Here is a 1,814-nt window from a genome sequence, read left to right as displayed (position 1 = left end):
CTCCCTCAATAGATTAATTATTTCTTAGTTTTTCGCCGTTTTACTTTGATTTTCTAATTGACTTAGTTAGAAGCGCAGGGTGTTTAGTTGTATATTCAAACATTTTCGGTTGAAATTGGAATTGTTAGTTTTGCATAAATAAGCCTAGTAGCTCAATTTCCTAAAAAAGGAAGATAGTTGTATGATCGCACGATTGGATCTCCACTTTCACATGGCGGTAAACCCTCCCATGTCTCTCGGCGTCTATGCGCGTAAATTCCTTCGTTCAACCTATCCATGTGTGGATGCCGGAAATGCTCCTTTGGTGGGTCAAAGCCCTAACGGAAATAATAACGACCGGCTAATCCGTGCTTCAATTGTCAATTAAAATAGCAGTCTAAACGGCTCAATATACTAAGCAACTTCTTTACTTTTAGCCAATACGGGTATATCATCTAACATTTTGGACTCACTAAATGAACACTGATGTGTTCCTAATACATAAAAGATCTTGATTAACTTACGACTTAAGGCAATAAACGATTGTTTACCAGTTAGAGGGTTATTCGGACGATTTCGATAATAGCCATGCAATTGCTTAAACGCTGGATTATGGTAAGAAAGTGGAATCGCTACTTGATAAAGGACAGAGCGTAAACGTTTCCTACCACGTTTGGAAATTCTGGTGCTTCCATGATGTGTTCCGGACTGATTCATCGTTAAATTGAGTCCCGCTAATTTAATGATTTGGCGTGGATCTCGATAATTTGAGAGGTCTCCGACCTCCGCAAAGAAAGCGACAACTGTCATGGAACTAACTCCTTTGATAGCTACCATTTCCGAAGCTCCAGGTACATGTATTACGAGTTCCTCAAGTGATTCTTCAAGCGTTAATAACCGTTGGTTTAAATGAATGTATTGATCGACCAAATAACGTAATTCCTCTTGTGCCATGTTCAATCCTACTTGAATGCCAACCGTCGAATCGGCAGCTTGTTTTAATTCTCGAACACGCTTTAGGCCGACAGCACGTTGAGTTGCTGATTTTATCTCAGCTAATAACACATCTTCTGAAGTATCGATAATCTTGTTCGGTAAATAACCTTGTTTCAATAAATGGAGTGCTGCTTTCCCGGTCCAATTCTTGAATACAGTCAAAAACTCAGGGAAATAGCGATCCAATAGATTATGCATTTGAGCTTGAATAGAATTCAAGTCCTCTTGAATCATGTCATGAAGCCTCATGCCTTCACGCAATTCTGCATACACATCCTCAGGTAAAGTTGGTTCATGAAAACGACCGTCACGTACGTTTTGTGCAATGACCTTGGCATCCTTCGTATCGTTTTTCGTTGGGGAATCATCGTCTAATTCCTTTGATTTTTTTACCTTCATCGGATTGACAAGTACGACTTTCAGACCTCGATCTTTAAGAAAATAAGCTAAGTTTAACCAATAGTGTCCTGTTGGTTCCATACCGATAATGATGTGGGTTCGATTCAGTTCATTGGATAAGGATTCAGCCCAGCGAACTAACTCAGTAAAGCCTTCGGCTGTATTTTTGATTACCAATCGTTTTACTAGATCGACTCCACGATCATCCACAGCACGGGCAACATGCTTGTATTTGGCAACATCAACGCCAATAATAATTGTGTTTTCAGTAATTTGCTTTAACCTTTTATTTTGTGTAAAATCCATTTTGAGTCCTCCTTCGGTATTTTCGAGGTCATTTCGTACGTGACACTCTCTATACTACCAAGGAGGGCTATTTTTGTGTAATCCCGTATAAGCTTATTTTTAGCTAAATTCTTTTATTACAGGAATGCTCCTTT

The 1,814-nt window shown here is 39.2% G+C and carries 1 protein-coding gene; it reads right to left on the bottom strand.

The annotated features are described in order from the left end of the window. Nucleotides 1-393: 393 nt before the first annotated feature. A complete protein-coding gene (locus FPQ10_RS12800) occupies nucleotides 394-1,680 on the bottom strand; it encodes an IS110 family RNA-guided transposase (protein ID WP_144163884.1) in 1,287 nt (428 codons plus the stop codon). Between the last annotated feature and the right edge of the window lie 134 nt (nucleotides 1,681-1,814).

It is taken from the genome of Allobacillus sp. SKP2-8, assembly GCF_007559355.1.
Classification (GTDB): domain Bacteria; phylum Bacillota; class Bacilli; order Bacillales; family Alkalibacillaceae; genus Allobacillus; species Allobacillus halotolerans.
The sequence above is the reverse complement of the archived record's forward strand: the minus strand, read 5'-3'. Positions and strand labels throughout refer to the sequence as shown.

Bases quoted from the DNA above. Each gene is read 5' to 3' on its own strand.
- FPQ10_RS12800 (WP_144163884.1), bottom strand. From the start codon at position 1,680: ATGGATTTTACACAAAATAAAAGGTTAAAGCAAATTACTGAAAACACA.